A 25902-nucleotide genomic window follows, 5' to 3' on the forward strand; every position below is an offset into this window, starting at 1 on the left:
TTTGGGCGAACCAACATACCTTTGTAAAAAACTACGGAACAAGCACCTTTAATGCCTTTCCGACAATTGATACCGTTAACTCGTTATTTTCCAAATGATGTAATTCTCCATCGGCCTGCATTAAGCGGTCACGGTGCCCTCCTTCAAACGCCAGCTTAATTTCCTTTACCTTAAAATATTGGATTTTATTGAGGTACTGATTCAATTTGAGAAGAACCATAAGCCCCACCAACAGCATCTCCCCACGGCCGAGGCTTTCTATGACCACCACATCCAACAGACCATCTTCCATGGACGCCATCCTTGTAAGGGAAATATCATAGCCCATAACCTTGGAATTAGAAACAAAGAACATAAATGGATTTACACTAAAGGTTTTCCCATTGAGTTCCACGTTGATGTTTTCGACTGGTTTAAATTCTCTAATGGATTTAAAAACCGCCTTTAGATAGGCCCAAAACCTTCGGCCACTAGCTTTGTTGTAATTGGAAATCACTTTTGCGTCGAATCCGATGCCCATGTTGGAAAAAAAAGGTTTTCCGTTTACTAAGGCCACATCAATTACACTGGTCCTTCCTTTCTTAATAATATCAACTGCCTCTTGAAGTCTTCGAGGAATCCCCAGGCTTTCGGCCAGGCCATTTCCGGACCCCATAGGTATAATCCCCAACAACACCTTGGTCCGGACCAAACAAGAGGCCACCTCATTGATGGTACCATCCCCTCCACAGGCCACCAGAACTTTGGCCCCTTCACCAAGGGACTCTTGAGCCAGTTTTGATGCGTGCCCAGCATAATTGGAGGTCTTTACAGTTATATGATAGAACTGGGGGTCAAAATATTTGGACAGGGTAACCTTGTCCAAAACCTGACCTCCTTTACCAGCAATGGGGTTCACTATAAAATGGATATCCGTCATAGTCCCAGATTTGAGTTCAGCCCGCCATGGTTATATAGAAAATCGGCCAATTGATAATAAGAGATGGCTTCGTTCAAAAAAAGTGTGTCCATAGGACTCTTTTTCAAACTGTTCTCCTCTGGATCCCATTGATACTGATTTGCCGTCTTGCCATCGCCCAAAACCATTAGCGCTTTCGACTTCAAAAGTCCCAATTTCCTGTAATTACCAATAAAAGCCCGCTGTTCCGAAGAATCCAAGGCAAATACATTCCTGCCAAAAAAGTTGTTCTTGTATTCCCATCCCATCAATGAAAAGACTGTAGGCATTACATCTATCTGAGAGCATTGGATGTCAATCTTTTGTTGTTCTAGACCATCAAAATTGACCAAGATGGCCGGAATGCGATAATTGGCCACATCCAACTCCCATTTTCCAGCACTACTGGCACAATGGTCCGCCATAATTATAAAAACAGTGTTCTTATACCATGGTTTATTCCTTGCATTTCTCAAAAACTTTCCAATGGCATAGTCGGTATACTTTACAGCCCCGTTCCTTCCGGTACCGGAGGGAATATCTATTTTTCCTTCTGGATAGGTATAAGGCTTATGGTTGGAAGTAGTCATAACGAAACTAAAGAATGGCTTTCCTTCTGCGGAGGATATATCTGCCTCTTTAAGCACTCTTTTAAAAATATCCTCATCACAAACTCCCCATGCATTCTCAAAGGTCACTTCCCCATCCTCTATGTTCTTCCGATCTGTCACTATATCTCCGGACGGTAAAAAACCTCTGCCCCTATCTACAATATCAAATCCGTTCCCACTAAAAAACTTATCCATGTTATCAAAGTAACCATCTCCACCATAGAAGAAAGTTCTTGAATAGCCTTTGCTTTTAAAAACTTCTCCTATGGTATAAAGACCTTGGTTACGCTCCCGCTTGACAATGCTTCTTCCAGGTGTGGGCGGTACGGCCAAAGTAATGGCCTCCATACCCCTCACCGTTCTTGTTCCAGTGGCGTACAAATTGGTAAAATACGTCTCTGCTCTAGCAATGGAATCCAAGTTGGGGGTCAGTCCCTTTTTGTTACCGAAAACCCCTAAATAATCAGCACTTAAGCTCTCCACACAGATAAGGACAACGTTTGGCCGTTCTTCATCAGAACCTTTTACCAACCGAAGAATGCTCCTATCCGGAAAGAGCAAACTATCCGAAGGAGACTTTATATGATTCTCTACAACCGAAAGGGCGGCATTTTCGGGAATGGTTCGATAGAATTCTGTATAACTGAGCTGGTTGTTCCTAAAGGCCGCAAAAAAGGAATAGATTCCTGCTTTGGACAACTCATTGTTGTACCTATTGTCCGACTGTTCTGCATCTTCGTTCTCGACTTTTCCACTATACAAAAGCATTATTCCGAGAGCCAACATGGTTGGCACCATTTTTTGCCGGAAAGTGCTAGTTGACTGAAATGCCCATTTAAAAACCCCTTTCCTATTAGCGTACCACGTTGTGAGCACGACTAAAAACAACATACCACCAATAAGAAGGGGCAATGGGTAGGATTCATTGATATTTTTTACAACCTCGTAGGTATATATCAAGTAGTCAACGGCAATAAAATTGAATCGTCTTTGGAACTCATCCCAAAACGTAATCTCTGCGAAAAAAGAGAAATAAACAATGAGCAAACCCAGAGACCATCCAAGATAACATATTATTCGGTCCACGACCGAGCCATGGAATTTCTCGGGTAACAACATGAAATACAAGGCCGCTACCGTATAAAAAAATGACAGCGCGCCTATATCGAAGAACAATCCTATAATAAAGACCTTGACCAATCCAAAAAAGGAATGTTCCACTTGAGAGAAATCCATGGCAAGGAAAATGGACCTAACCACGAATGAAACAATCAAAAACAACAATGCAAAAGCGTTGATGATCGAAAAACGGGACGGAAATATTTTTTTAACCATAAATATCTTGCTGTTTAATCCATCACAAACTTGAAACCAATACCAAAATAATGGGCCTTGAGCCCAGTGGTTCGATGATAGTTATTGTATTTAAAATCAATGCTTTTTAACCCAAACCACAATGTCCTGAACCTGGTAAAAATGTCCGTGTAGGTAATTCCAAATCCATATTGATGCGCATCATAGGCGGAAAGGTCGAAATCCGAGGTATAATAAGCACTTGTTGAAAGATGGGTGTCAAAAGGAGCGAAATAATCGATCTGGTTCTGTGTATAATACCGATAAGAAGGATAAAAGGTAAAGTTCTGCAAAAGCTTAATGGGCACTTCAACACTTGCCGTGTGCGCCTGCAGGCCCCAATCATCAAAATAATACCGATAATAGGTTCGAACAGTAATGAGTTCATTGAAATAATGGTTCAGGCGAAATCCAATTGGAAACTTCATTCGATTGTCCGGCAATCGTTCCATGTCGTCAGCCAACATAAACACGTCTGTATTCTGGGACGATGTGTAATTAGCTATACTTGCAGGATTTCCGATAAAATAATTGGGGATATCGGCAAAATAGACCCGTTGCATAGGATTGGCCAACCAGCCTTGTTGCCGTACAACATCTGCAAATATGGACAATTGGGTATTCTTCCCCAATATTTGGGAAAAGGAAACCGATAACGCAAAGCTGTTTCGCTTTTTGTCAGAAATCAGGCTAAAACCATCCACGGGACGCCAAGTATCCGAACCATTCTTATTGGTTACCACTCCATTACTGTTCAGAATATCGACCCCATTGAAGAAACCACTGTTCAGGTTGGTTCCTGATTCCAGATAACTATCCAATTCTGTTGGATATCTGGGCAACCAGGTATCAAGAAACACACTTCCTTTTAGATTGAATTCCGTATTCTTTTCATTGAACAATTTGGTTATTCCCGCCCCAAAACCAAAGGACAAGTAATCATATTCCGTTGCGAATGAGGCATTGGCGCTCCATATTTGGTTCCTATCATCGGAACTATGGGCGTAGGCTGCAGAAACACTTCCCCAAGTATCTTGCCGGGAGGCCCCTGAAGACGCTACCCAAGGGCTCCCGATTACACCTGAATACCCGTTACTGGCGCTAAAATTGTCATCATCCTCAAAACCATCATCATCCGCGTAGCGGTTACCCCCTGTTTTTGCGGTAGTGGCCACAGCAGCACGTGAAGCACCACTAACACCAGAGCCAGCATTGGAGTTGGTCAAATCAAACGGGTTCAAGTTACTTGATGATGCAGAAGTGTAGGTGGAAATACCCACGTCTACCGTCAAAACATCGTCATCGTTCAATGGAATGCTCACTACAAAAGAAGGAGCCACATCTGTTAGCTGCTCAGTGCCGATTCCCCCGGTCACAGAGGCATTGTTTCCATCTTGTTCGTAGTAACTGGACAGTATATCGACCTCCGTGGCCTCCAATACCCGTTTTTTATATCCTTCAACGTTTTGTTGTTGCGCCACCCCCCACAGTGGGAACAATAACAGTAGCAAAACAATTTTTCCCATGCCTTGATCAGTTACATCCACATCCTCCACCTGTCTTGCCGCCATTTCCGCCGGAGGCACCCTCCCTATAGACTTGGTAGTTGGTTTCGAACTTTGTGAACTTTTTGTCGGCAAGCACCATATCCGGGTCATTAATATTCACTTTGTCATACTCGTGCAATACGGCACAAGACGAAAAACTGCACAAACCACATAGCACAATTAAAATCTTTTTCATAGTTGGTATCATCTACTTTGTTTTTCTATTTCCTTCAGGGCGATATTATTGGAGGTAATCACCTTGTTGTTCACATCCACAATAATGCATTCCACTCCTTTTAATTGATTTATAAAATCAAGCCCGGTATCAACTCCCATCACAAAGATTGATGTGGCAAGTGCATCGGCAAGCTCTGCATTCTTGGTAAAAATGGTGGCGCTCAGTATTCCTTTGCTGGGATATCCTGTCCTTGGGTCGATGATATGGGTATAGCGTTCGCCGTTGAGGATAATGTACTTTTCATAATTACCTGATGTGACCACGGCCTGATCTTTCACGGGCAACCAGGAAAATACTTTTTCTTTGTTCAACGGATTCACTATGGCGACCATCCAATCCTTGCCATCTGGCTGTACGCCCCATGCATTTAGATCCCCCGACGCATTGATTATCCCCGCGTCTACACCTAGGTCCATTAACAGTGCCTTGGCTTTATCGGCGGCGTACCCCTTACCAATGGCACCAAAACCTATCTTCATGCCCTTGTTCTTTAAAAAAACGGTCTGGGCGGCATGATCTAGGATAATATTTTGGTATCCCACTTTTGAGACCGATTCACGAACAATATCTGGTGACGGCATTTCGTTAACCGATCCATCAAATTTCCAGATACGGTCCATGGAAGCATAACTTATATCGAAAGCGCCTTGGGTCAACTTGGATATTTTAAGCGCTCTTTCGATAAGTTGAAACAGCTCCTGATCCACTTTCACAGGCTTTAGCCCTGCATTTTGGTTAATTTCAGATGTCTGGGATTGTGGGTCCCAGGAAGAAATAAGCTTTTCTATCCGTGAGATTTCAGAAATGGCCATATCCAAATAGGCATTTCCCATATCGGGGGTTTCGGCCACCACGGTAAGATCGAACCTACTCCCCATTAACTTTACAGTGCGTTGGTAGACATTTTTTTGCAAGGCCACATCATTGAATTGATGCTTGGTCTGTCCCGAATGACCAGATACTGAAAGTAAGAGAAACAAAATATAAAGCATTAACCCTGTTCTCAACATATTATCTTATTTAAATGAGCTCAATTTGTGGAAATAGGCTATTGGACCTGTTTTTTCATAACCAGCCTGTCCGAGCACTTTTCCTGCTGGATCCAACACCACCACATAAGGAAAGTAACCTTTGGGATTGTACTTGGCCGCCAGTGCCTTGTTTCTGGCTTCCTGTTCTTCTGGCAACTTATTGCCCTTCTTTCGGGGAAAATCCGCCTTGAGCATTACAAAACGGTCCTTTGCCAATTCTTGAAACTCCTTTGTGCTCCAAACCTCTCTATCCAATTTGATGCATGGCGCACACCAGTCGGACCCCTGAAAGACCAGTATTATACTTTTGCCGTTTTTCTGGGCCAGTTCTTTGGCCGTATCAAAGCTGGTTTGCCAATCTTGTGCCGAGATTTGCTGAATGAAAAAAAAACCGAATACCATTAAAAAAGAATACCACTTCCTGATTTGCATAACTAGATTTATTTCCTTTTTTCACTAGTTAGACAGGCAAAAGGAGGGATACCCTATTTTTTTCTAATTATTTTTATGCCCTATTTCAAATAGTTTCGCCAATATCCAATATGACAAAGGAAGAACCATCCATTTGCGAGCAACAAACCTACAACCAGTTATTTCGTGCACACTATGAGGCTGTTACCCGTTTTGTATACTTTAAGTGCGGCGATCTGCAACAGGCTGAAGATATTGTTCAAGATGTATTCGTAAAACTTTGGAAATTATGCTCCACGGTTTCCTTTGGGAAGGTAAAAGCTTATTTATACCGAGCTGCCAACAATGCTTTCCTAAATGAAAAAGCACACGAAAAGGTAGTGCTAAAACATTTGCAAACCACCGTTAGGCCCATTGACCATGAAAGTCCCGAATACCTGATGCAAATGGAGGAGTTCCACGAAAAACTCAAAGAAGCGATTGCAGCGTTGCCACCCAAGGAAAGGGAAGTATATCTATTAAGTAGGATAGAAAAAAAAACCTATCCCGAAATCGCGGAAATCCTCGGGTTGGGAGTCAAGGCGATTGAACGTAGGATGAGCAAGGCTCTGTTATTGTTAAGGGAGCTTCTTGGAAATGATTTAAAATTGTAATAGGGTAAACCGTTGTTTAACTGTCATTTAAATAAGAGAACAAATGCCCATGGAAGAAAAATACGCCAGTGAAGATTTTTTGGCCCGATGGCTTGCAGGGGAATTGAGCAACGAAGAGCTTGAAGGTTTCGAGGCATCTGATGTCTACAGGGACATTTTGGCCATTGATACTGCGGCCAAATCCCTAAGTGGGCCTAAAGTTGATGTGGAACGAGCGCTCTCATTGGTCACGGAACGGAATCAAAACATTAGGAACACAACACCTAAGGTAAAACGGTTATGGTCATTTACTGCAGCGGCAGCTTGCATTGCCATACTTTTCGCAGGATACACCTATTTCTTCGGGTACAAGACCTATTCCACAGGCATTGGCGAAAAAGAAACCGTTCTTCTTGCCGATGGCTCATTAGTGGAATTGAACGCCAACTCTTCAGTATCGTTTAAAAGATTCGGCTGGGAGGAAGACCGATCCGTAAACTTTGACGGAGAGGCTTTTTTTGATGTTGTTCCCGGAAAGAATTTTACGGTGAACACCAGTAAAGGAATAATTTCCGTATTGGGTACCCAATTCAATATAAGGGACCGCAAAGGATTTGCGCTGCAATGCTACGAGGGCTCCATAATATTCCTTCCATTCAACGAAAAGCTCACCAGTGTTGAAATGGCTCAGGGAGTTGAAATACGTTTATTGAATGGGGAAATCCAAAAACAACAGTTTTCCCAAAACCTACCGGATTGGAAAAATGGCTTCTCTTCATTTTCAAGACAACCCTTATCTGTGGTGCTGGAGGAACTTGCCCTACAATATCCCGTTAAATTTCAAACAACCGGCATTGATCTGAACCGGAAGTTTACCGGTAATTTCTCTCACAACAGTCTCAATGACGCCTTAAAGACCACTTTGGAACCTATGGGCATCAATTATGATATCTCCGAAGACAAAAGAATTATTACCTTGTCCGAGTAAGTGATGAGGATTTTCATAGTTGTGGTATGGTTTCTACTTGGCATTTTTTCGTCAAATGCCCAAGAAAATCTATTCGTTGAATTTAAGGATGTTCCTTTAAAATCGGCCATTGAGCAATTGGAAAAAGATCTGGACCTGCGATTTTCATACGCAGAGGACCTGATCAGCAATAAGAAAATAGACTTGTTTGCTGATGGCTTGAGCCTCAATCGACTTTTGAACACTCTGGAAGCACAAACGGGTTTGCGTTTTGAAAAAATCGCAGGGCAGCCCCAAATCATTATTGCTCCCTTGAACTTGGCGAAAGATACATTCCAAGTTTATCTTTTGGATCAAGACACAAGAATGCCCATATCCGAAAATCCAGTAATGATAGACTCCAGTTCGATAAAGGAAACTGACAAAACAGGTTTTCTCCAATTTAAGAAAACGGACAACCCCGTGTATAGATTGGAGGCCAACGGATATCGACCAACATTGATTTCTGCCAAGGAAAGCCCAGCTTCCATCTACCTCATCCCTGCTTACCAAGAGCTCAAAGAAGTGGTGGTCACTTCTTACATCACCACAGGAATCGACAGAAATCAAGATGGGTCCATTACCCTTTCCCAAGAGCCATTGGGTCCCATCCCAGGACAAACTTCACCGGATATTTTACAAAGTATTCAATTGATCCCGGGAGTTACCTCTTTGGACGAATCTGTTTCGGGAATACAGATACATGGCGGTACTTCGGACCAAAATTTGGTGTTGTTCGATCATATCCGAGTGTTTAACACAGGCTACTTGTACGGTATGCTATCCAGGTTTAATCCATATGCAACAGAAAAAGTAACCATTTTCAAGACCGCTACCAGCGCCATGTATGGTGATAGGGTTTCTGGAATTATAGACATAAGTACCAATGATAAGGTTTCACAAGAATTATCTGGAGGAATTGGAATAGATGGTTTGAGTGTTGATGGATTTATCAAAATTCCTTTATCCAAAAAATCATCTATATCGCTGTATGCCAGAAATGCTTATCAGGACATTCTCAAAACACAAACTTATGAAGCCTATGCCAAAAAAATATTCAATAATTCGGGCCAAATCCTAGATAGCAGTGGAAACCCATTAAACATTAGTTCCGATGACGACTATACCTACTACTCAAGTGACAGTGAGTTTAGGTTTTATGACATCAACGCCAAATACGTGCACCAACCTTCGGAAAAGGACCTGCTTTCCATCAGCGCACTGATGACAAGAAACCGTACCCTTTTCTCGTTCAAAAATCAAGGGGAAACCAAAAGGGATTCATTGGCCACTGGAAATGGAGGAATAAGTTTAAGTTGGAAACACTTTTCATCCCCAAGTCAGACCGATCAGATAACCACCTACTTTTCATCCTACGATTCCTACTACCGAAATCTTGAACTGTATGGAAGCGAGATTGAGGAAACCAATATAAGAGGCAATCGAATCAGTGACTTTGGATTGGAGCTCAAGTCGGATAGGGTTTTAAAAAACAACAACATATTAAGTTTCGGGTACCAGCTTTCCAACACCAATTTAGAAATCGACCTGAACTATTTTTCCAATATCGATTCCGCAAACAATGTCAGTCTTCCTGTGCAGGATAGCAATCTAAAAAATGTGCTTTTTGGGGAATACAGTATTAGAAAAGACAAGGGGAGTTTATTTAAAATAGGACTAAGGGCGGTTCATTATGGTAGTTTGGGCCAGTTTCTGCTCGAACCAAGATTGTATCTGGAGGCACCTTTAAGCCAATCAATTCGAATACGGACAGGTTACGAAAGGAGAAACCAACCCATATCACAGCTTATCGAATTTGACCAAACCGAACTCAGACTTGAAAACAATTTATGGCGGTTATCGGACAATGCGAACTACCCTCTGTTGCGGAGCGATCAGTTTTCTGCAGGCATCCTCTTTGATAAAAATAGCTGGACCTTTGATGCAGAAGTCTACTATAAAAACTTAACTGGACTCACTTCCTATACTCAAGGATTTTATCTTCCCCAACCTAACCTTGCCCAAGGTAAAAGCCGCATCGTTGGCCTAGACATCTTATTAAAAAAGCGTATCAAAAACTATAGGTTTTGGATTGGCTATGCTTTTAACAATGTAGATTTTACCTTTAATGGAATCCAACAAGGCCCCTTTTCTGGAAACAACGATATACCTCATAGCTTTAGGATTTCCAATAGTTTGAATATAAACAACCTAAAATTTTCTCTGGGATGGCAATATCGGAATGGAACACCTTATACGCCCATTAAAAACTATGATGAGGAAACGAAAGCGGTCACATTTGAATCCTTAAACAGTGACCGATTACCCAGTTTCCATAGACTGGACGCTTCACTGACCTATGATTTTGCAATTGACCCGAAATCCACCAAAATCCAGTTAAGCATTTCAGCTTTGAATATCTACGACCGTATAGTACCCATGGCCATTATATATCGTACCAATCAACCAAATGAAGATTTACTTTTGGAACAGGTCATCCAAAGAAGGTCCTTGGGTTTTACCCCTAATATAACCCTTCGCCTATTTTTTTGACTATCGGAAAATAAAAAACCCCAACAAATTGTCAGGGTTTTTAAGTACCTTGGGTGTGAATCTCCACGTTATATTATTTGATACAAAATGCCTACAATTGACTGTATATCAAATATTTGAATCGTTATTTGAATTTGTGCGTTTTCCCTTCATTTCGTATTTTTAGACAAAAACCGTCACTTTTACGTCACTTTTTCATGTCAGTACAACTACGAAGCAGAACATTAAAATCAGGAGCAAAAAGCCTCTATTTGGATATCCATCACAATGGTCAAAGATGGAGAGAATTTCTAAAAATAAAAATACTCCCAAAAGATCCATCTAAAGTTGAAAAGAAAAGGGTTGCGGAAAGAATCCGTGCCAACAGGGAATTGGAGGTTTTGTCGGATGAAACAGGGCATATTCCCCAGCACCTAAAAAAGATGAGTTTTTTTGTCTTTGCAGAAAACTACATACAAGAGTATAAAAATAAAGATGTACGTATCATTGCCAGTGCTGTGGAAAAATTTAAAGAAGCGGTCAACAACAAGAGGTTAACCATTTCAGAAATTACCCCCAAAATAATGAACTTATACAAGGATTACTTGATCTATGATGCTGGTTTGGCCGGTGAAACTGCTCATAACTATTTTACGAGATTCAAAAAAGTCTTGAAAGCAGCAAAGGTTCAAGGTTATCTTAAAGAAATGGCCACCGCAGACATCCGGTTTTCCAATCCCAATAAAGATGACACCTTAAAAAAAAAAGTTTTGGATAAAGATGAACTGCAAAAACTTGTAAGCACTGAATGTGGCAATTTAGACGTCAAAAAGGCCTTCTTATTTGCATGCTTCACTTCTCTAGGTCTCGCTGAAATCCGAGAGCTTAAATGGAAAAACATTAATAAAGGTCGCCTAATAACATATAGAAATAAAACTGGAGAATTAATAAACAATAGGCTAAACCAGACGGCTCAGAATATTATTGGGGAACCAGGCCACATGGAGGAATATATATTTGATCTGCAATTGTTAAGTGACAATGGTGCCAATAAGGCCATTCGACACTGGGTGAAACGGGCAAAACTCGATAAGCATATAACCTTTTATTGCGCAAGACATACATTTGCTTGCCAATTGTTGATAAACGGGGCAAACCTAAAAACTGTTGCTGACGCCATGGGCCATAGTTCTACCAGAAGTACCTTGAAATATCTTAACCATGTTCAACGTTTACAAGAGGAAGCAATTGACAAACTTCCTATCCTGAATTTCAATTAATCCTAGTAATTTTTAAGAATATCATTCTATCTTTGTGACACCAAAAATTTAGGTTTCTTGAAAATTCGCTGGCTGTCCACATTATTCACGTTGCTATACATTATGGCCATGGTACGCCCAGTGCTCCCTGTTTTCGATTACGTCATCAATCAAGATTATATTGCAGAATATTTGTGTGTAAACAAGGACAAACCTATGCTTGAATGTAACGGTAAGTGTTATTTGGCTAAAATGTTACAAGAAGAGCAGGAAGAGAAAAAACAGAACCTCCCCCCTATCAACTTGAAAGAATATCCCATTGGTTTCGTGGATATTCTATTTCTCGAATGTATCGGGGTTTCCATCAAAAAAACAGAGATTCCAGAATTTGCTCAAAGCAAAACAAGGACCTTCACTCCTACCATTTTCCACCCACCCAACTGTTGATTCAAAAATCAAATCGATTGCTGGGCTGTTCTCAAAAAAGAACTCCCATCCATCCCTAGTGGTCTTAGGTGATGTGCCCACGCACATGGCCCAAGCACCCCATTAATTCATTTTACATCATATAGCCCAAGTGTAAACACGGGTTTTAAAACAATTAATTTTTGAATCACAATGAAATCAATTTATAAAATATCAGTACTTATTTTTTTGACCACCATGCTAGCTTCATGTAGTGATGACGATGGAACCATGGAGCTTTCTGGAACGGGTATCGTCAAAATCGAGTTTGACAACAGCGTATCTGGCGACGACCTTATCCTCGGTTCCTCCTACACCAATTCCCAAAACGAAAGTTTGACCATAGAACGCCTCAATTATATTGTTAGCAACTTTAGGCTCACTGATAAGGATGGGAACGTATTTACCTACCCTAAAGAAGCTGGCTATTTTATTACAAGCGAAGAAAATGGAGAAACCGAGGTGGTTCTAATGGATGTTCCTGCGGGAAGATATACATCCTTGACCTTTGGAATAGGTGTCGACCAGGAAAAATATCTGTTGGGCGCTGAAGGACAAGGTGACTTGCTCACAAAGGCCGAAAGCACCAATATGATGTGGTCTTGGCAAGCCGGCTACAAGTTTTTGAACTTTGAGGGAACTTTTACCTCCAGTACGGTGACAGAAGCAACTAACTTCAAGATTCACATGGGCAGCCATGGCTCAAGCCTGGACAACTACAAGGAAACCACCTTGAGTTTGGGCTCGGAAGCCATAGTGAGCGAAGAAATGTCCCCAATCATCCATTTGGTGGCCAACGCAGGCAATATCCTCGATGGCCAAAACAAAATTTCGCTATCGGAACAGGCAGTCATTATGGTAAGTGAGGAAAAATCACCCAAAATAGCCATAAACACTTCCGGAATGTTCACCGTGGACCACATCCACAACGGCAGCGGGGATGCCCATTAAGTTTTTTAGGGCCGGTCATGCCTTGGCCGGCCCCATTATACAAATCAAATATCCTATGAAGACTACGATATATGCCATTCTCCTAACCATATTGGGGGCATGCAATTCCAATGATAGCGACTATGTGGCCCTAGAGGACAATAAAGAACTTTCCGTTACGGTACCTTCCAATTTTCCGCCCATGGTTTACAATGTTGAGGGCAATCCTCCCACCAAACATGGGTTTGAGCTTGGAAAAAAACTGTTCTACGACGGAAAGTTATCTGCCAACGGCTTCATTTCCTGCGGATTCTGCCATGAGCAGCGGTTTTCTTTCACCCATCACGGGCATCAGTTCAGTCACGGTATCGATGACAAAGAGGGAACCCGGAACACTCCTTCCCTTGCCAACATGGCTTTTTTCTCGGAGTTTGCCTGGGATGGGGCGACCAATCATTTGGACCTATTTCCCATTATTCCCATTACCAATGAAGTAGAGATGGGAGAAACCATGACAAGTGTACTCGAAAAGCTTAAGGCTGACAGCCAATACCGACAAGCTTTTGACGCTGCATTTGAAGAAGGTGGCGTGAACCATGAGAATTTTTTAAAGGCCATAGCCCAATTTATGGTGATGATGGTATCCTATAATTCCAAATATGACAAATATGTCCGTAATGAAGACGATGTAACCCTTACCGAACAAGAACTGATCGGATTGAACATTTTTCAAAACAAGTGTGCCAGTTGCCACACCACAGACCTCTTTTCGGACGGGAGCTTTCGGAACAACGGTTTGCCCCCAAACCCAAAGATCAATGATTTGGGCAGGGCCGAGGTAAGCGGCAGCACAAACGACAATTATAAGTTCAAGGTGCCCAGTCTAAGAAACGTGGCACTTACTGCCCCGTATATGCACGATGGAAGATTTGGAAGCTTGGAGTCGGTGTTGAATTTTTATCAAAACGGAGTGCAGGATTCTCCCACCTTAGATCCACTGTTGAAGAATGGGGATACTTTGGGAATTCCACTGACCAATAACGAAAAACAAGCATTGATAGCGTTTTTGAAAACGCTCACCGATGAAGAATTTATTAACGACGAGCGATTCGCTGAATATTGATTTATGAAAAAATTTATAGTAGCATTTGCCCTACTGGCGGTCACGATATCTCTAAAGGGAAATGTTGTCCCTGATGATCCTCTGAACTGCACAAGCCATGTGAGCCTCTTTTACTATGACTTTTGTGATACCTGCGGATGTAGCGGGAATGGCGGAAGCATGGGCTTTGGAACTGGGCTGAACAATAATTTTATCGGAATAAGGTACATCGGCCAATACTATAGGTCGCGTGATGGTATTTTTGCCAATTCCCCATGGATAGATGAAAACTTCAATACATTACAATTATGGACCCAAATCCCCTTGGGCAAGCGAATCATTATAAATGCGGTATTGCCCTATCAATTCCATTCCAGAGAATTCGCCAATACTACCGAACAGCATATTGATGGACTCGGAGATGCTACCTTACTTGGGTTTTATCAAGTTTTGAAACAAACACCGGATAGTATCGTATCCATAAAGCCGGAACACACCCTCCAATTGGGAGGCGGGGTGAAAATGCCGACCGGAACATTTGATGAAGCAAATCTAGAAGGCAGTGTAAATCCGAGTTTTCAATTGGGAACAGGGAGCTGGGACTATGTACTGGCAGCCAATTATGGGGTAACCCATCGCAATTGGGGCCTGTCGCTCATGGCCAATTATACAGTGAAAGCAAAGAATGATAAAGAATATCGGTTTGGAAACCAGTTGAACTATGCCTTAAACACGTTCAAAACTTACTATTTGGGGACCAATTTTGCGATTACGCCACAAGCTGGAATCGGAGGAGAGTATTTTGACAAGAACGAGGAGTTTGATCTAGAGGTGACCGATACTGGAGGAAATGCACTTTTCAGCAGATTGGGCATCGAGGTAAATTATAGGCAATACGCTTTGGGCCTATCCAGTATGCTGCCCCTTGCCCAAGACCTCAATAACGGAAAGGTCGAGGTGAAAAGTAGATTTTCGATATATGCAAACATCAACCTGTGATTATTTAAAAAAGCAAAAGCCCTTAAAATCAATGATTTTAAGGGCTTTTTTCGTAGTACCTTGGGTGGGAATCGAACCCACACGTCCGAAGACACTGGATTTTGAATCCAGCGCGTCTACCAATTCCGCCACCAAGGCATTTGGCACCACATTTTCAAATGCGAGTGCAAAGCTAAAAAAATAATTTTATATATCGCCAAAAAATACTTGGATTTATCCTTTAGCAACCCAATTTAATTTTTAAATTTGCACCTCCTTATTTATATGTACGTTAAAACGCTAGCTAACAAGAAATTGTAATGGCATATCAAGTCCCGGAACCTAAAATTTTTGCTTGCACACAAAGTGTGGAGCTGGGAAACAAAATCGCTGCTTCTTACGGAGCTGAATTGGGAAAAGTCCAATTCTCCCGTTACAGCGACGGCGAGTTTCAGCCCTCCTTTGAGGAATCCATAAGGGGAGCGCGCATCTTTATCATTGGCTCCACCAATCCCAGTTCCGAAAACTTGATGGAAATGCTATTGATGCTCGATGCTGCCAAAAGGGCCTCGGCACGACACATAACCGCCGTTATGCCTTATTTTGGATGGGCACGTCAAGACCGTAAGGATAAGCCACGCGTTCCCATTGCTGCCAAGTTAATTGCAAAGATGTTGGAGACTGCCGGTGCTACCAGAATCATCACCATGGACCTCCATGCCGACCAAATTCAAGGTTTCTTTGAAAAGCCAGTGGATCATTTATTTGCTTCCACCCTTTTCTTGCCCTATTTAAAAGGGCTAAATCTAGATAACCTTTGCATTGCGTCTCCCGATATGGGCGGTTCCAAAAGGGCATACGCCTACTCCAAAGCTTTGGAATGTGACGTGGTGATTTGTTACAAACAAAGGGCAAAGGCCAACGTCATCTCCCATATGGAACTTATTGGCGATGTCCAAGGAAAAAATGTGGTCTTGGTGGACGATATGGTCGATACCGCCGGAACACTAACAAAGGCCGCTGATCTGATGATGGAAAGAGGAGCCGAAAGTGTACGGGCTGTTACTACACACGGCCTACTCTCTGGAAAAGCCTATGAGCGCATTCAGGAATCCAAATTGACGGAACTCATCGTTACCGATTCAATTCCTGTAGACCAAAGCCAACAGAAAATAAAGATATTGTCATGTGCCGACCTTTTTGCCGATGTGATGCACAGGGTTCACCACAATACATCGATATCTTCAAAATTTTTAATGTAGCCTTCGACTACGCTCAGGCTGACAAAGCCTGGCACTTCGAAGATAAATTTTATCATAAATTAAATATTAATAACAGATTATGAAGTCAATTACAATCAAAGGATCCCAAAGAGAAAGCGTGGGCAAGGTTGCTACCAAAGCCTTACGTAATGCTGGAAAGGTCCCTTGCGTGCTGTACGGAGGGGATAAACCAGTGCATTTTTCAGCAGATGAAATCGCATTCAAAGACTTGGTGTACACCCCAAATGCCTACACCGCGGTAATTGAATTGGAAGATGGTCAAAAATTTGACGCCGTATTGCAGGATATTCAATTCCACCCTGTAACCGACAACATCCTACATGTGGATTTCTACCAGTTGTTCGAGGACAAACCAATTACCATGAGAATTCCTGTTCGTTTGGAAGGAAACTCTCCTGGTGTGAGAAACGGTGGACGTTTGCTTTTCAGAAAGCGTAAACTATCCATCCGTGCATTGCCTGCTTTGCTTCCCGATTTCATCACTGTGGATATTTCCAAGTTGAGAATCGGACAGACCATTGCAGTAGAAAGTATTTTGAACGACGACTACACCTTCCTGCACCCAGATAGTACCGCTATCGTACAGGTAAAAGCTTCTAGAACTTCAGTTGATGAAGAGCTTGAAGACGAAGATGAGGAAGCAGTAGAAGGAGCCGAAGGAGAAGCTACCGAAGGTGGCGAAGCTCCAGAAGCGGAAGCTGCAGAATAGAACTTATTCAACTTTTGCAAGAGCATCCCTCTTTTACCTAGGTAAAAATTTGGGATGCTTTTGTATTTTTGGGCAAATCCACATCAGCCGATGCTATATTTTATCAAACAGCTTTTTGGCTCTTCAAAACAACTGCTTCAAGAAACAGACCCCATGAAAAAATTTCTGATCGCTGGACTGGGAAACATTGGCAGCGAATACGAGGACACCCGTCACAATATCGGGTTCAAGGTCCTCGATTTTTTGGCCGAACAGGAAAATTTCACCTTTGAAAGTGCCAAGCTCGGTGCTGTAGGCACCTTTAAGCACAAAGGCAAGAGTATCGTCTGTCTAAAGCCGTCCACCTACATGAATTTAAGTGGCAAAGCGGTCAAGTACTGGATGGATAAGGAAAATATCCCTTTGGAGAATCTTTTGGTCATTACCGACGATATCAATCTCCCATTTGGAACGCTTCGATTGAAGGGGAAAGGCAGTGATGGCGGACACAATGGTTTGAAAGATATTCAAAATATGCTACAGACTACAACATACAATCGTTTTAGATTTGGCGTAGGCTCCAATTTCAGAAAAGGCCAACAAGTAGAGTATGTGTTGGGCAAATGGGATGATGACCAAAAGAAAGCGATGCCCGAACGTCTAGAGAAATCGACAGACCTTGTACGGTCATTCATCTTCGCTGGTGCCAAAAACACCATGAACCAATACAACGGTACATAAATTACAGGACTTTAAAGTCGAACACGCTGGAGCTGGAAACATTTCCTTCCAAATCGGTAGTGACTACCCGCCAGTAATACACCGTGCCGGACTCGACCCCCACTGGCAATTCTTTGGTGGATGCATTGGTAATCCCAACCGATGTTTCGGGAGGGTTGGACTCCGAGAAAAATACTTCAAAGAAGTCGATGTCATTATCCACATCGGCACCTGCCCATTCGAGGGTAACTTCGTTGGCAATATCCTTCTGAACCGTTGCTCCTGATACTGGACGCACCAATTGAGCTGGAAACGGGACATAGGTGGTCTGCGACCCTGCATTGTAAAACAGCCATGTATCGCTTGATGCTACTTGATCGGATTCGGTGTTTTGGCTCGTGACCGACCAAGCATAAGGAGCTCCCTTTGTTATGGTGAGACTTGCTGATGTCGAGGCCGTGGAAATGGTTTGGGGCAAGTTGGTGTTTAAATTGATGACCGAAAGCGTATACCTAGTTGTATTTTTGGACGCATTCCATCTGAAAGTGACCTGGGATGAGGTCTCATTGATATCCGTTCCCGTGGTACATTCCGAATTCTCTTCAGGAAATACCAGAGTTGCACCTTCTGGAGCAGGTGGCGGTCCGTCGTCGCCTCCACAGGAAACCATAAATGCCAACAGGCACAAATACATTATCTTCCGAATCATTCCTTGATCAGTTTAAACATTTCTTTTTTACCTGCTTTTTCTAGACCTAAATAGTACATTCCTTTGGGCAAGGTGGACACATCCAGCTCCAAATCCTCGCCAAACACATTTCTTCGCTGCGTGCGCACCAGCTTGCCATTAGCGGTAAAAAGTTGGATTTCCACAGCACCTTCATAGCCGCCCATGTACACTTGGGTAGTGGTATAAACCGGGTTTGGGGACAAAACAGGCCTTTCCGAATAAAAGAAATTCTTTTCGAAGCTTCCCTGGCATGGTAAGTTGGTAAAAACCCTTAGGGTGTTGATACCATTTTCCAAAGGAAGCTGGATTTTGGAAGCCTCCGTTTGGGTAACCAGACCATTGAGCTCCACGTTGTAAAACGAAGCTCCTTTCAGGTCAAGATTCAACACACCGGCATCAAGTAAAGCCGACACATCGAGCACATCGGGTTGGGTCAGCATAGCATCGAAGCACACCTCCTCATATGTAATCAACCCATCCGTTCCACTAATGCATAAGGAGTATTCCCCAGCAGGCAGATTACTAAACGTTTGCGAATTGGTAAAGTCAAAAGATTCCGAACCACTTGCACCATTCAGAACGGCTGTGTAGTTGATAGCGGTATCAAAAGGAGTTATGGTTATAGAGCCATCGTTATTGCTACGACAGCTTTCGCTCTCCACTTCGATTTCAAAATTATCGGAAGCAAATCGATACACAGCGCAGCCATTGGTGTTCACCTCTACTCCCTTTGGTGTTCCCAAACAGAGGTCGTCGCCATCATCAAAAACGCCATCCTCATCAGCATCTGGTCGATAACTTCCCTCAATACAGATATCCAAGGAAAAATCGACCAAGGTACCACCATCACTGGCAGCGGTATCTTCTATTTCCAAGATCCACTCGCCCAATATGGACTCGCCATTCAGGGATGATAAAAATCCTATCGGTGCAACAGTTCCCGAAATTGCTGGGTTTTCTCCACAAACAATGGGATCACCATCATCATCGAAAACAGCATTTAAATCGTTATCCGCTCCACAATTATTTGATAACAGGGTCACCTCGGTTCCCGAAGGAGAGATAAGGGTAATGATCAGGTCTTCCAAATAGGTATGATCTAGCTGCAAGTTTACATTGACATCCGAAATAGGCAAATCTTCCACAAAGAGGATGGATGTTGTAATGGTTGGTGTTCCAGATGATGAAATGGTAATGGGCAAATCCGTTGCATCCCTATTCCTACAATTTACCTGTGAGGTGGTAAAGCTGAAAGGAGTTCCAAAACTTCCCGAACCACAACCATTGTTGGGCCTAACCCTCCAAAAATATTCGGTCTCAGCCTCCAGTTTTGTGGCTTTATAGGTGGTAAAGGGCAAAGATGCAGACTCTACGATGTTGGTAAAAGCCAAATCGGTTGCCACTTCTACATCATAATTCGAATAGGAAGGGTCATCCTGCCAATTGAGCAAAGCATCCAATGAAACGCCCGCTTCCCCATCACTTGGAGAGAGTAATGTCACATCGGCGAAATTTCCATCTTGTACCAGAAGGGAAAACGTAACGTTCTTGGTAATCGATGCCGAGGTCGCAGTCACCACAATTTCATAAACCCCCGGAGCAACGCCGTTGGTATTGGACAGCGTAAGGTCCACAACCGTATTATTGGCCGTTGCATTTGTGGGAGAAAAACTGGCAGACATGCCTGCAGGAACGTTGGCGGAAAAAGTAGTGTTCTCGTTGAATCCTGCATAGGTTTCGTATTCAAAAGGAATCACCAAATCATCGGGCTGGCAAACCTCATAGTCCAAATTTTCAAAATTGAGGACCACTTCGGATTCTTCAATGATAAAATCGGTATTGTTTACGGCAAAAAAAATGTTGTTACTAGCCTTTACCATGATGCGCCCTGCATTGGTAACGTTGCCGGGCAAAAGCACTTCTTCGGCACCATCGTTCAGGGTGTTTTCCAAAAGGGTTATCGGATAGGTCAAACCACCGTCCAAAGAAAGGAAAATATCCACCTGCTGTGCATTTATGGGCGCTATATCCGTGTTTGACACATCCCAGGTAATTTCTTGGACAGAGCCAGCGGCATAGGTCTCTTCGGATATTTGGGAAGTAACGATAAAAGGCCCTGCAGCCTTGATCACCCGAACATCCAATACATCGGAAACCACTTGCCCACCTCCAGCAGCGTTGTCGCGAACGGTACAAGCGAACCTTAAATTTCGCTCTATGTCGGAAACCGTTTCCCAAGCATCTCCAATGGCCGGACTTACCTGCGTTAGATTTCCTTGGGCAACTTCGGACAGTCTAGGGAAATATCTTCTAGGGTCTGTTGATGGGGGTAGGGACCTAAAATTGGCCCCGCTCGGGTTCAAGGAGCCAAAAGATGCTGTTGTAACCAAACCATCATCAATCTGTTCCCAGGTATAGGTAAGTACATCCCCCGCATCGGGATCCGTAGCATTACCCTCCAAAACAAAGGCGGTTCCTCTAGGTATGGTGTAATCATCAACAGGTACCAAAACAGGTGGTGCATTGGTGATTGCCTCGGTTTGGGCACAGGAAGTGGTCTCCAGATAGGTGGATATTTGAAGTATACTATTATAATGGAAATAATCATCGCCCTGGGGGGCAACATTGTTACCCCCCACAATACCTGCATATCCCATAATGGTACTACCACTGGCAGGCTCCGCTTGAACCCCGGTGCCCTCAGACTCGAAAGACCAGGTGTGATTGGCTCCAAATTGGTGACCGAGTTCGTGTGCTACATAATCCAAATCAAACACATCTCCTTCGGGCACATTGGCTGCAGAAAAGGCACTGCCCTTTCGATTGTCCACACAAACAGACGCAATAAAACCAGCGTTGCCATTGTCCAAACCTACACCCACTTGATGGAACAAATGCCCCACATCGTAATTCTCCTCACCAATAATCGATGTGATGGTCGATTGAACCTCTGCATTTAAACTGTCGTCAAAAGGATCAGTGTTGGCATTGGTAAAAATGAGCAGGTCGTTATCGGGAATGAGTTCTAAAGTGACGCCCAAATCGGTTTCAAACACCTCATTGACCCTGGTTAGGGTCGCGTTGATACCTGCGAGAGCATCCTCTACCGTGCCCCCCATGTATTGGGTGTATTCGCCTGAAGCGGACACAGCGACCCGATAGGTTCTGAGCAATTGGTCATCCACCAGCGGAACAATCGTTTTTCCAACATCACTGGATGATTTCGAAGAATTTCCGAATAGGTCCTTGCTAGTCTTACAGATAAAATCCATTTTTGAGGCAAGACCTGCTTCCTTGTCGTAAAGAACGTAGGTGTCCAAATGGTTCGAAGTCGGCTCCATGAATACGGTTTGGCTATCCTCCAAATTCACCAACATGGATTGAATACCTTTTTGCGAACTGCTCAGTTTTATCTTGTATTTACCATCAACGCTAATTCCAGTAAATGATTTGATGGAAGGATATTTTTTGGAAAGATCCGGATGGAGTACAGCGGTTTCCTTCAAATAAAACGGAACAACATTCCCTTCCCCGTTGGGCAAATAAACGGTTCTAATGGAACTTTTGGCTGCCGAAACAGAATTCATTGTTTTGGAAAACCCGCTTTTATCCAACGTAAACACCTTTTTGGCGTCCGAAATATCCTTTAGGGAACTGGCTCGAAGACCAGACCGACTAGGGGCGTTTTTCCAATACCCTTGCTGCCCGTATATGCAAAAGCAGCTAAAAAATATGGTTATTGAAAAAACAAGATGTAACTTAGCTTTCATACGCGGTTAGGGCATAGTATAAATTCAAATGTAAGCCTTTTTTTTATTTCTAAATCAGTTGGAAACAATCCAAAACATTTCTCATTTTAAGGAAGTTCCACACCAAACTGTGGTGACCATCGGTACTTTTGATGGCGTGCACTTGGGCCATCGCAAGATATTGGAACGCATCACAAACAATGCCAAAAACACTGGGCTCAAATCCACAGTACTCACCTTTTTCCCTCATCCACGAATGGTGTTGCAAAAGGATGTCGACATCAAATTACTGAACACACTCGAGGAGAAAAAACAGATTTTGGAAAGCTTGGGACTGGATTATTTGATCATCCATCCGTTTACCAAACAGTTTTCCAGGCTTTCGGCCATCGACTTTGTAAGGGACATCCTGGTGAACAATATCAAGGCCAAAAGAATCATTATTGGATATGACCACAGGTTCGGCCGCAATCGAAATGCCAATATCAAAGACTTGATTTCCTTTGGAAACACCTTCGATTTTGAGGTGGAGGAAATTCCTGCCCAAGAAATCGAAGACGTTTCGGTCAGCTCCACCAAAATCAGGAAGGCTTTGCTCGATGGCGATGTGGAAACTGCCAATAGCTACTTGAGTTATGCCTATATGCTCACTGGAATCGTAAAAAAAGGACGTGGTCTCGGAAGGGATTTCGGCTTCCCAACAGCCAATCTCCATATTCCCGAGGAGTACAAACTCATACCAAAAAACGGTGCCTATGTGGTGAAGAGTCATCTAGAGGGCAAGGATTATTTTGGTATGATGAACATTGGCTTCAACCCCACGGTGGACGGTTCCAAAAAAAGTATCGAGGTCAACTTTTTTGAATTTGACGGAAATCTCTATGAGAAAAAAATACAGGTAGAACTATTGCACCGTATTAGGGATGAGCATAAATTCAACTCTATTGAAGAATTGAAGGAGCAGTTAAAGAAAGACAAAAACCATTCTTTGGACCTAATTTCCAAATAAATGCTTAACACATTTCTATTTCGGAAAATTGACAACGCGCAACTCGTGGTTTTCCGAATTTTTTACGGCTTATTGGTCGCTGCGGAATGCTATGGGGCCATTGCCACAGGCTGGGTTCGAAGAACCATGGTGGAGCCTCAGTTCACATTTTCCTTTATTGGTTTTGAATGGTTACAGCCGCTGCCGGGCAATGGGATGTACATCTACTTTGCCGTTATGGGCACTTTGGGCCTCTTGATCGCCCTCGGATACAAATACCGATTCAGCGCCTTGGCCTTCGCCATCATGTGGTCCGGCGTGTACCTCATGCAAAAAACATCCTACAACAACCACTACTACCTTTTGATGCTATTGGCCTACATCATGGCCATTTTTCCCGCCAACAGGGATGCTTCTTTGGATGCCAAATTGAACCCTGGCCTGCGTTCCCAAACCATGTACAACTGGATTCGATGGACCATCATACTGCAATTGTTCATTGTGTACACCTACGCCTCAGTGGCCAAACTATATGGGGATTGGTTGGATTTCAGCATTGTGGAGCTGCTAATGGAATCCAAAAAGCATTACTATTTGATTGGAGACCTTCTCCAACAAAAGTGGGTACACCAAATAATAGGGCTCTTTGGGATTGTGTTCGACCTTTTGATTGTTCCAGCCCTACTTTGGAAGCCTACGCGAAAAATAGCCTTCGTGTTCTCCATCTTCTTCCATTTGTTCAACAGCATTGTATTTCAAATTGGGATATTCCCCTACCTGTCCTTAGCTTTTACGGTCTTCTTTTTTGAACCACAGACCATTCGAAATCTATTTTTGAAAACCAAAAAAATCATCCCCGACACCAAAATCATATTACCTAAAAGCAAGAACGTTATTCTCTCTATCCTAGGCATCTACTTCCTGGTTCAATTGCTGTTGCCGCTTCGACACCATTTTTTTCCAGATGATGTACTTTGGACAGAGGAGGGCCATAGATTGAGCTGGCGGATGATGCTCCGTAGCCGAGCGGGCAGAATTACCTATAAAGTAGTCAACACCCAAAGCAAGGATACCACCACTATCAATCTCAATGATTATCTGACCAGCAAACAGCAAAGAAGAGTGGAATGTTACCCTGATTTTATTTGGCAATTTGCCCAATATCTTAAAAAGGACTACGCCCAAAAAGGAGAGGATATCCAAGTATTTGTGGACAACAAAGTCAAAATAAATCAAGGGCCGTACCGAACCTTTATCGACCCGAAAGTGGATTTGGCCAGCGTTCCGTGGAAACATTTTTCCCATAACGATTGGATTCTCCCCTCACCCAAAGAATAAAATTGGGCACTTGTTCAGATTCGATTAAATTTGCGGCTCAAAACTAGGCCATGCTTCAACTACAGAACATCAGGGAAAACAAGGAAAGTATCATCACCGCTTTAAAAAAGCGAAATATTGATGCAGCACCAATGATCACAAAGGTTTTGGAACTCGATGAAAAACGACGTTCCATCCAAACAGAATTGGATACTACTCTGGCCGAATCCAACAAAATCTCCAAAGAAATCGGCATCCTTTTCAAAACAGGAAAAGCACAGGAAGCCAATGTTCTAAAAGAAAAAACCGCTGGACTTAAAGAAGCCTCAAAAAAGTTGGGCGACGACCTCAACACCACGGTAGATGAACTTCAGCAACAACTGTATTTGATTCCGAATGTTCCGCACGAATCTGTTCCAGCAGGCAATTCCGGCGAGGACAACGAGGAAGTGTTTCGGGAAGGCGACATCCCAACCTTGGCGGAAGGCGCACTTCCGCACTGGGAATTGGCCAAGAAATATGACATTATCGATTTTGAGCTTGGTGTAAAAATTACGGGGGCAGGTTTTCCAGTGTACAAAGGAAAGGGTGCCCGTTTACAACGCGCCTTGATTGCTTATTTCTTGGACAAAAATGCCGAAGCAGGCTATACTGAAATGCAAGTTCCGCTCATGGTCAACGAAGACTCGGGATACGGAACTGGTCAATTGCCCGACAAGGAAGGCCAAATGTACCATGTGCAGGTGGATGATCTATACCTTATCCCAACGGCCGAGGTGCCCGTGACCAACTTGCACCGGGGCGATATGTTGGCGGAAAGTGATTTCCCCATCAAATACACAGGATACACCCCTTGCTTCCGACGCGAAGCAGGTAGTTATGGAGCGCATGTTCGTGGTTTGAATCGTTTGCACCAATTCGACAAGGTGGAAATCGTGCGCCTGGAGCACCCCAACAACTCCTACCAAGCCCTGGATGAAATGGTGGAACACGTAAAAACTATTCTGCGTGAACTCAAATTGCCCTACCGCATCCTCCGACTCTGTGGTGGCGACCTTGGTTTTACCTCTGCCCTCACCTTTGATTTTGAAGTATTCTCCACTGCACAGGACCGTTGGTTGGAAATCAGCTCCGTGTCCAATTTCGAGACCTTCCAGGCCAATCGCCTAAAACTTCGATTTAAGGATGAGAATGGTAAAAGTCAGTTGGCCCATACCCTGAATGGAAGTGCCTTGGCATTACCTCGGGTCTTGGCGGGTATTTTGGAAAACTATCAGACCGAAGACGGGATAAAAATCCCCAAGGTTTTGGTTCCGTACTGCGGTTTTGATACCATCGATTAAAGTTTTCACCTATTTATTTGGATTCGCTTAACAGAATCCCCCATATTTCTGC

General features: G+C 43.1%; 22 protein-coding genes and 1 tRNA gene. 14 read left to right on the top strand and 9 right to left on the bottom strand.

Annotated elements, in window-relative coordinates:
• Nucleotides 1–31: 31 nt before the first annotated feature.
• From EO130_RS07020 to EO130_RS07045, 6 genes are read right to left on the bottom strand one after another with little or no spacing between them, the layout of a single operon-like run.
• Complete coding sequence (locus EO130_RS07020; protein WP_127140819.1) at nt 32–919, bottom strand: diacylglycerol/lipid kinase family protein; 888 nt, start codon at nt 917–919, stop codon at nt 32–34.
• Nucleotides 916–2883 (bottom strand): LTA synthase family protein, encoded by a 1968-nt coding sequence (locus EO130_RS07025; RefSeq protein WP_127140820.1) that lies wholly within the window; start codon nt 2881–2883, stop codon nt 916–918. The genes EO130_RS07020 and EO130_RS07025 overlap by 4 nt, the downstream gene beginning before the upstream one ends.
• Before the next feature lie 14 nt (nt 2884–2897).
• Entirely contained in the window at nt 2898–4427 is a 1530-nt protein-coding gene (locus EO130_RS07030; RefSeq protein ID WP_127140821.1) for a DUF3570 domain-containing protein, read from the bottom strand.
• A gap of 7 nt (nt 4428–4434) precedes the next feature.
• On the bottom strand, nt 4435–4644 hold the full coding sequence (locus EO130_RS07035; protein ID WP_127140822.1) for a DUF4266 domain-containing protein: 210 nt from the start codon (nt 4642–4644) through the stop codon (nt 4435–4437).
• An 8-nt stretch (nt 4645–4652) separates the two neighbouring features.
• Nucleotides 4653–5696 (bottom strand): FAD:protein FMN transferase, encoded by a 1044-nt coding sequence (locus tag EO130_RS07040; RefSeq protein ID WP_127140823.1) that lies wholly within the window; start codon nt 5694–5696, stop codon nt 4653–4655.
• A gap of 6 nt (nt 5697–5702) precedes the next feature.
• Nucleotides 5703–6149 carry a thioredoxin family protein gene (locus tag EO130_RS07045; RefSeq protein ID WP_241244314.1) on the bottom strand — a complete coding sequence of 149 codons (447 nt, stop codon included), beginning with the start codon at nt 6147–6149 and terminating at the stop codon, nt 5703–5705.
• A 110-nt stretch (nt 6150–6259) separates the two neighbouring features.
• On the opposite strand from EO130_RS07045, the gene EO130_RS07050 reads away from it, so the two are divergent.
• The 8 genes from EO130_RS07050 (at nt 6260) to EO130_RS07085 (ending at nt 15053) form a co-directional block, all read left to right on the top strand.
• A complete protein-coding gene (locus EO130_RS07050) occupies nt 6260–6781 on the top strand; it encodes an RNA polymerase sigma factor (protein WP_127140824.1) in 522 nt (173 codons plus the stop codon).
• A 43-nt stretch (nt 6782–6824) separates the two neighbouring features.
• Nucleotides 6825–7748, top strand: a complete 924-nt coding sequence (locus tag EO130_RS07055) for a FecR family protein (RefSeq protein ID WP_127140825.1) — start codon at nt 6825–6827, stop codon at nt 7746–7748.
• Nucleotides 7749–7751: 3 nt separating this feature from the next.
• The gene (locus EO130_RS07060; RefSeq protein WP_127140826.1) at nt 7752–10319 is read left to right on the top strand and encodes a TonB-dependent receptor plug domain-containing protein; all 2568 of its coding nucleotides are present in this window, start codon (nt 7752–7754) and stop codon (nt 10317–10319) included.
• Nucleotides 10320–10516: 197 nt separating this feature from the next.
• Nucleotides 10517–11578, top strand: coding sequence for a site-specific integrase (locus EO130_RS07065; protein WP_127140827.1), 1062 nt, complete (start codon nt 10517–10519; stop codon nt 11576–11578).
• 57 nt (nt 11579–11635) lie between these two features.
• Nucleotides 11636–12004 (top strand): hypothetical protein, encoded by a 369-nt coding sequence (locus tag EO130_RS15600; RefSeq protein WP_241244315.1) that lies wholly within the window; start codon nt 11636–11638, stop codon nt 12002–12004.
• Between the two features lie 171 nt (nt 12005–12175).
• Entirely contained in the window at nt 12176–12973 is a 798-nt protein-coding gene (locus tag EO130_RS07075) for an MbnP family protein (RefSeq protein ID WP_127140828.1), read from the top strand.
• 55 nt (nt 12974–13028) lie between these two features.
• A complete protein-coding gene (locus tag EO130_RS07080) occupies nt 13029–14075 on the top strand; it encodes a cytochrome-c peroxidase (RefSeq protein WP_127140829.1) in 1047 nt (348 codons plus the stop codon).
• 3 nt (nt 14076–14078) lie between these two features.
• Entirely contained in the window at nt 14079–15053 is a 975-nt protein-coding gene (locus EO130_RS07085; RefSeq protein ID WP_127140830.1) for a transporter family protein, read from the top strand.
• A gap of 56 nt (nt 15054–15109) precedes the next feature.
• On the opposite strand, the gene EO130_RS07090 is transcribed toward EO130_RS07085, so the two are convergent.
• Nucleotides 15110–15191, bottom strand: a tRNA-Leu gene (locus EO130_RS07090).
• 161 nt (nt 15192–15352) lie between these two features.
• Here EO130_RS07090 and EO130_RS07095 point away from each other — a divergent pair.
• The 3 genes from EO130_RS07095 to pth all read left to right on the top strand — a co-directional run bounded on the left by EO130_RS07095 (nt 15353) and on the right by pth (nt 17744).
• Nucleotides 15353–16294: a ribose-phosphate pyrophosphokinase gene (locus EO130_RS07095; protein ID WP_127140831.1), complete on the top strand. Its 942-nt coding sequence runs from the start codon at nt 15353–15355 to the stop codon at nt 16292–16294.
• A 79-nt stretch (nt 16295–16373) separates the two neighbouring features.
• Complete coding sequence (locus EO130_RS07100) at nt 16374–17024, top strand: 50S ribosomal protein L25/general stress protein Ctc (RefSeq protein WP_127140832.1); 651 nt, start codon at nt 16374–16376, stop codon at nt 17022–17024.
• 90 nt (nt 17025–17114) lie between these two features.
• Nucleotides 17115–17744 carry an aminoacyl-tRNA hydrolase gene (gene pth, locus EO130_RS07105; RefSeq protein ID WP_127140833.1) on the top strand — a complete coding sequence of 210 codons (630 nt, stop codon included), beginning with the start codon at nt 17115–17117 and terminating at the stop codon, nt 17742–17744.
• A 1-nt stretch (nt 17745) separates the two neighbouring features.
• Here pth and EO130_RS07110 read toward each other — a convergent pair whose 3' ends face one another.
• The gene (locus EO130_RS07110; protein ID WP_127140834.1) at nt 17746–18432 is read right to left on the bottom strand and encodes a hypothetical protein; all 687 of its coding nucleotides are present in this window, start codon (nt 18430–18432) and stop codon (nt 17746–17748) included.
• The gene (locus EO130_RS07115; protein ID WP_241244316.1) at nt 18429–22040 is read right to left on the bottom strand and encodes a reprolysin-like metallopeptidase; all 3612 of its coding nucleotides are present in this window, start codon (nt 22038–22040) and stop codon (nt 18429–18431) included. The genes EO130_RS07110 and EO130_RS07115 overlap by 4 nt, the downstream gene beginning before the upstream one ends.
• 241 nt (nt 22041–22281) lie before the next feature.
• Here EO130_RS07115 and EO130_RS07120 point away from each other — a divergent pair, with 241 nt between their 5' ends.
• The 3 genes from EO130_RS07120 to serS are packed head-to-tail and all read left to right on the top strand — an operon-like array spanning nt 22282 to nt 25850.
• Complete coding sequence (locus EO130_RS07120) at nt 22282–23211, top strand: bifunctional riboflavin kinase/FAD synthetase (RefSeq protein ID WP_127140836.1); 930 nt, start codon at nt 22282–22284, stop codon at nt 23209–23211.
• A complete protein-coding gene (locus EO130_RS07125) occupies nt 23212–24528 on the top strand; it encodes an HTTM domain-containing protein (RefSeq protein WP_127140837.1) in 1317 nt (438 codons plus the stop codon).
• 50 nt (nt 24529–24578) lie between these two features.
• Nucleotides 24579–25850, top strand: a complete 1272-nt coding sequence (gene serS, locus EO130_RS07130; RefSeq protein ID WP_127140838.1) for a serine--tRNA ligase — start codon at nt 24579–24581, stop codon at nt 25848–25850.
• The last annotated feature ends 52 nt before the right edge of the window (nt 25851–25902 follow it).

It is taken from the genome of Flagellimonas marinaquae (genome assembly GCF_003992675.1).
Taxonomy (GTDB): domain Bacteria; phylum Bacteroidota; class Bacteroidia; order Flavobacteriales; family Flavobacteriaceae; genus Flagellimonas; species Flagellimonas marinaquae.

What these genes read in the sequence shown, in the direction of transcription:
- EO130_RS07035 (WP_127140822.1), bottom strand. Translation starts at nt 4,644, where the DNA reads ATGAAAAAGATTTTAATTGTGCTATGTGGTTTGTGCAGTTTTTCGTCT.
- pth (WP_127140833.1), top strand. Translation starts at nt 17,115, where the DNA reads ATGCTATATTTTATCAAACAGCTTTTTGGCTCTTCAAAACAACTGCTT.
- EO130_RS07060 (WP_127140826.1), top strand. Translation starts at nt 7,752, where the DNA reads ATGAGGATTTTCATAGTTGTGGTATGGTTTCTACTTGGCATTTTTTCG.
- EO130_RS07085 (WP_127140830.1), top strand. Translation starts at nt 14,079, where the DNA reads ATGAAAAAATTTATAGTAGCATTTGCCCTACTGGCGGTCACGATATCT.
- EO130_RS07065 (WP_127140827.1), top strand. Translation starts at nt 10,517, where the DNA reads ATGTCAGTACAACTACGAAGCAGAACATTAAAATCAGGAGCAAAAAGC.
- EO130_RS07110 (WP_127140834.1), bottom strand. Translation starts at nt 18,432, where the DNA reads ATGATTCGGAAGATAATGTATTTGTGCCTGTTGGCATTTATGGTTTCC.
- serS (WP_127140838.1), top strand. Translation starts at nt 24,579, where the DNA reads ATGCTTCAACTACAGAACATCAGGGAAAACAAGGAAAGTATCATCACC.
- EO130_RS07080 (WP_127140829.1), top strand. Translation starts at nt 13,029, where the DNA reads ATGAAGACTACGATATATGCCATTCTCCTAACCATATTGGGGGCATGC.
- EO130_RS07045 (WP_241244314.1), bottom strand. Translation starts at nt 6,149, where the DNA reads ATGCAAATCAGGAAGTGGTATTCTTTTTTAATGGTATTCGGTTTTTTT.
- EO130_RS07125 (WP_127140837.1), top strand. Translation starts at nt 23,212, where the DNA reads ATGCTTAACACATTTCTATTTCGGAAAATTGACAACGCGCAACTCGTG.
- EO130_RS07115 (WP_241244316.1), bottom strand. Translation starts at nt 22,040, where the DNA reads ATGAATTCTGTTTCGGCAGCCAAAAGTTCCATTAGAACCGTTTATTTG.
- EO130_RS07100 (WP_127140832.1), top strand. Translation starts at nt 16,374, where the DNA reads ATGAAGTCAATTACAATCAAAGGATCCCAAAGAGAAAGCGTGGGCAAG.
- EO130_RS07020 (WP_127140819.1), bottom strand. Translation starts at nt 919, where the DNA reads ATGACGGATATCCATTTTATAGTGAACCCCATTGCTGGTAAAGGAGGT.
- EO130_RS07050 (WP_127140824.1), top strand. Translation starts at nt 6,260, where the DNA reads ATGACAAAGGAAGAACCATCCATTTGCGAGCAACAAACCTACAACCAG.
- EO130_RS07075 (WP_127140828.1), top strand. Translation starts at nt 12,176, where the DNA reads ATGAAATCAATTTATAAAATATCAGTACTTATTTTTTTGACCACCATG.
- EO130_RS07040 (WP_127140823.1), bottom strand. Translation starts at nt 5,696, where the DNA reads ATGTTGAGAACAGGGTTAATGCTTTATATTTTGTTTCTCTTACTTTCA.
- EO130_RS07025 (WP_127140820.1), bottom strand. Translation starts at nt 2,883, where the DNA reads ATGGTTAAAAAAATATTTCCGTCCCGTTTTTCGATCATCAACGCTTTT.
- EO130_RS07030 (WP_127140821.1), bottom strand. Translation starts at nt 4,427, where the DNA reads ATGGGAAAAATTGTTTTGCTACTGTTATTGTTCCCACTGTGGGGGGTG.
- EO130_RS07095 (WP_127140831.1), top strand. Translation starts at nt 15,353, where the DNA reads ATGGCATATCAAGTCCCGGAACCTAAAATTTTTGCTTGCACACAAAGT.
- EO130_RS07055 (WP_127140825.1), top strand. Translation starts at nt 6,825, where the DNA reads ATGCCCATGGAAGAAAAATACGCCAGTGAAGATTTTTTGGCCCGATGG.